Consider the following 4,377-nt stretch of genomic DNA (forward strand, 5'->3'; position numbering starts at 1 on the left):
GCACCGTGGCGCTCAATCACACGGCGGGCCTCTCCACTCCGCAACAAGTGCAGATGGTGCTGTTCTCCCTGTTCTCCCTGATGGATTCGTCGGACAACTACAAGGACGCCATGAAGCGGCTGATCCGCAGCCGCAAGGCCGCCTTGTATCGCGGAATGGGCGTCGCCCCCGAGCCGGTGGATTCGAACGTCGTCGACTATTACACGCTGCTCGATGTCGAGCAGCAAAGCAGGGAAGTCGGCGAGGATTTCGTCAAATGGCTGCTTGATACCGTCGAGCCRCACGAATTGTTGTTCCGGCTAGCCGAGGAAGCCGGCGTGGTGCTGCTGCCCGGAAAGGGATTCGGTACGCGCCACCCATCGGGACGGGTTTCGCTGGCCAACCTGAACCAGGAAGACTATGTGAAGATCGGTCGTTGCGTTCGCAAGCTGCGCGACGAGTACCTGGAGCGCTACAGGAAGTCCGGCGGGAAGGCGGAGAAGGGCAAGAAGAAGTAGACAGACCGGCCGGATGACGTTGATAGCGCCGCGGCCCCCCCGGTGCCGGCCATGTCGGCCGGGCTGCCGGGAACGGCCGCGGCGCGGACATGGTGAGCTGGCACGGGTGTCGCACGAGCCGACGGGTTGCATCCGGCACATCATCCATTCGGCCATGTCGCCCGCGGTGCCCCGCAAAGAACCGGCAGCCCGGTCGTGCGGTCATGCAACGACCAGCGAACACCCGGAGGCAACTCCCGACGGCGGCGCAGCCCGGTACGCCGGCAACCCGCCCGTCAACTTCGTAGCAGGCATCCCCGGTTTGCGCCGCGAGGCAGCGGCAGGCACATGAGACGGGTCGCCGAATGCGGTAGCGAGAACGCACAGTCCATCCGCTTGCGTAAGGCCCGAGCCAAGCGCCTCAGGTTTTCCCTGACTGTCCCAGGATGCAAAATTGATGTCCCGGATCATCAAACCGTGTGCAACTGATCCTAGATACTTGTCATCAGTTGCGACCGGACGCTGGCAGGTGCCGTGGAAGGAAGCGTCGACTCACCGGCCCAGACCGCCGGGAGTGCAGTCAAAGTCTTCCATCAGAGGCATTTATGCTTGGACAACGTTCCACACATTCCATCATGGCAGTAAATCCGGTCAGGCCAGCCGGGACGCATCCCTACTCGTGGGTGGTCTTCGCACTGGGCTTTGGCCTGCTGCTGTCAGACTACATGTCCCGCCAGGTGCTCAATGCAGTATTTCCGCTGCTGAAGAACGAATGGGCACTGACCGACACAGAGCTGGGGGCACTCGGCGGCGTTGTTGCGCTGATGGTGGGCGTGCTGACCTTGCCGCTGTCGGTCCTGGCCGACCGCTGGGGCCGCGTCAAGAGCCTCACGCTGATGGCGGCCCTGTGGAGCCTCGCCACGCTCGGCTGCGCGGTGGCGACAAACTTCGGCGAGATGTTCATCGCCCGCATGTGCGTGGGCATCGGCGAAGCCGCCTACGGCAGCGTGGGCATTGCCATGGTGCTGTCGGTGTTCCCCCGTCGCCTGCGATCCAGCCTGAGCGCCGCGTTCATCGCGGGCGGCCCGTTCGGGTCGGTTTTGGGGATGGCACTGGGCGGCGCCCTCTCCGCCCACCTCGGGTGGCGCTGGGCGTTTGCCAGCATGGCCATCTTCGGCCTGGTGCTGGTCGCACTGTTTCGCGTCGTGGTGACCGAGCCGCGCCTGAAGGCGCAGCGCGAACTGATCGGCGAGGACAAGGGCGACGAGGCGGCACCCAAGCGCCTGGCATTGCGGCCCCTGGTTTCCGCCCTGTTTTCGGCGCCTTCGATTCTTTGTGCCTATGTCGGCAGCGCCATGCAGTTGCTCGTCACAGGTGCGCTGCTTGCGTGGATGCCAAGCTACCTGTCGCGCTACTACGGCATGGCCACGGACCGCGCAAGCCTGACGGCCGCCGCCTTCGTGCTGGCCGCCGGCGCCGGCATGATTGTCTGCGGCGCGCTGACCGACTGGGTTGCCCGCAACGCCCCCACCCGCAAGTGGCTGATGGCCATTGCCTACAGCACCACCAGCTGCGCACTGCTCCTGGCCGCCTTCCACACGCCCCCCGGCGCGGCGCAAATGGTCCTGATCTGTGCCGGCATGTTGCTGGTCGGCGGTACGGCCGGACCGGCAAGCGCCGTGGTGGCCAACCTGACGCATCCAAGCATTCACGCGACAGCCTTCGCCACGCTCACGCTGGCCAACAACCTGCTGGGCCTGGCACCCGGGCCTTTTGTGACGGGCGTCATCGCCGACAGGATCGGTCTGCTCGGCGCCCTGCAGATCATTCCGCTGGCCGGGCTGTGCGCCACCTTGGCATTCGCGATCGGGCGCAAGTACTACGCCAACGACCTGCGTCGCATTCAAAGCCAGCGCGCCGCGCAGGCGCGGCCCTGACCTCTCCACCCCCCACCCTTTCATAATGATTGACCCCAACACCACAATCCTGATGGTGCCTGGTCTGCGCGACCATGTGCCGGAACACTGGCAGACGCTGCTCCAGGCGCAACTGCCGAATGCCCGCTCGGTGCCCCCGCTGGAACACGACAAGCTGAGCTGCGCGGCGCGCGTCGCGGAGCTGGACGCAGCGATTGCCGAGATCGACGGGCCGGTGGTCCTGGTGGCCCACAGCGCAGGCGTGATCATCACCGTGCACTGGGCCGCGCAGCACCAGCGTCCGATCCAGGCTGCGCTGCTGGCGGCGCCACCGGACTTCGATCACCCGCTGCCACCGGGGTACCCGGATCCGGCGGCCCTGGCACAGAACGGCTGGCTGCCTACGCCAGCGCAGCTCCTGCCCTTCCCCAGCATCGTCGGGGCGAGCCGCAATGATCCGCTGGCGAAGTTCGAACGGGTCGCCGGGATGGCCCGCGCGTGGGGCAGCCGGCTGGTTGACCTTGGCCACGTGGGTCACCTCAATCCCGCCGCCGGATACGGGCCGTGGCCACGCGCCACGGAATTGCTGGCGGCGTTGACGCCTGCCAGCTAGAGTGGAAGATAGGTCACGCTCCGGCGCTCGCGTTCGAACGTGGCCGCAAGAGAAAGTAGCACCCAAAGCAAATCCGTCTGTCAACGGAAAAATCGGACGCCGTAACCCGGTGAAAGAAAGAAGAGGAGACCAAATGAAATTGAAGAACATTGCCATCGCATCGCTGCTGGTGTGCTCAGGGGGCGCATATGCGCAGTCCAGCGTCACACTCTATGGCGTCGTCGACGCCAACATCGAATACGTCAACCACGTCGGCGCGGTACCCACGGCGGCCAACCAGTTCAATCGCGGCCCGTCCAATGACGTCTACCGCATGGATTCGGGCGGACTGTCCGGCTCGCGCTGGGGCCTGCGCGGCGTCGAAGACCTTGGCGGTGGCCTCAAGGCAGTGTTCGTCCTGGAAAGCGGCTTCAGCCTGGATACCGGCAATGCGCTGCAGAGCGGCCGCCTGTTCGGCCGCCAGGCCTTCGTGGGCGTGCAAAGCAGTTTTGGCCAGTTCACGCTTGGCCGCCAGTACACCTCGATCTTCGAGGCGCTCGCCAACTACTCGCCGACCGCTTATGCCACGCAGTACGAGCCGGTCGTTCTGCAGTCGGGCGCCAATTTCCGCGAGGACAACACCGTCAAGTACACCGGCCAGTTCGGTCCGGTGAAGGCGCTGGCCCACTGGTCGTTCGGCACGGGCGTGGCCCTGCCCGCGACAGTCGGCGTGGCGACGCCCATCGGCGGCAACGGCGAAGTGCCGGGCCAGTTCCGGCGCGACACCGCCTACGGTGCCGCCGCGGCGTACGAGGCCGGCCCGTTTGGCGTCACCCTCGGCTACGACCAGTGGAATCCGACCATCGGCACCGGCAGCGGCACGCTGAAGAAGGCCGTGGTCGGCGCAAGCTACACCTACGGCACGGCCAGGTTCATGGGCGGGTATCGCTGGGGCCAGAACAAGAATGCGGCAGGCTCCGTGATCCAGCGCGACGACTATTACTGGATCGGGGCGAACTACCAGGTCACGCCTGCCGTGGGGCTCACGCTCGAGTACAACTACGACGACGTCAAGAGCCTGTTCGGCAGTACGCAGACAGCCAACCCCTGGCAGATCGCCTTCGTCGCGAACTATTCGCTGTCCAAGCGTACCGACGTCTACGTGACCACCGCGTTCGCCAAGAACGCCGGCCTGATGCTCGAATCGCTGGCTACCACCTACGCCAACAGCCTTTCACTGGGCAACAGCTATGCGCTGGCCAACGGGCAGAGCACGATGATCGGCGCGGCCGTAGGCCTGCGCCACAAGTTCTGACCGGACCGCATCCGGCGGGAAATGACTGGAAATGGCGGGCGATGGCGGAAAATGGCGGGCCGGCATCCGGCCCGCCAT

General features: G+C 65.6%; 4 protein-coding genes. All 4 read left to right on the plus strand.

All coding sequences use genetic code 11. The features are described 5' to 3' along the window. Positions 1-497, plus strand: a 497-nt coding sequence (locus tag AC1DO7_RS39775) for an aminotransferase class I/II-fold pyridoxal phosphate-dependent enzyme (protein ID WP_477117451.1), incomplete at its 5' end; no start/stop codon positions are given. A gap of 584 nt (positions 498-1,081) precedes the next feature. Continuing rightward, positions 1,082-2,413 carry an MFS transporter gene (locus tag AC1DO7_RS39780; RefSeq protein WP_441614410.1) on the plus strand — a complete coding sequence of 444 codons (1,332 nt, stop codon included), beginning with the start codon at positions 1,082-1,084 and terminating at the stop codon, positions 2,411-2,413. A gap of 25 nt (positions 2,414-2,438) precedes the next feature. Further along, positions 2,439-3,005, plus strand: a complete 567-nt coding sequence (locus AC1DO7_RS39785) for an RBBP9/YdeN family alpha/beta hydrolase (RefSeq protein WP_441614412.1) — start codon at positions 2,439-2,441, stop codon at positions 3,003-3,005. 133 nt (positions 3,006-3,138) lie between these two features. Continuing rightward, entirely contained in the window at positions 3,139-4,299 is a 1,161-nt protein-coding gene (locus tag AC1DO7_RS39790; RefSeq protein WP_441614414.1) for a porin, read from the plus strand. The last annotated feature ends 78 nt before the right edge of the window (positions 4,300-4,377 follow it).

Source organism: Cupriavidus sp. 05N40 (assembly GCF_056397305.1).

What these genes read in the sequence shown, in the direction of transcription:
- AC1DO7_RS39780 (WP_441614410.1), top strand. Translation starts at nt 1,082, where the DNA reads ATGCTTGGACAACGTTCCACACATTCCATCATGGCAGTAAATCCGGTC.
- AC1DO7_RS39785 (WP_441614412.1), top strand. Translation starts at nt 2,439, where the DNA reads ATGATTGACCCCAACACCACAATCCTGATGGTGCCTGGTCTGCGCGAC.
- AC1DO7_RS39790 (WP_441614414.1), top strand. Translation starts at nt 3,139, where the DNA reads ATGAAATTGAAGAACATTGCCATCGCATCGCTGCTGGTGTGCTCAGGG.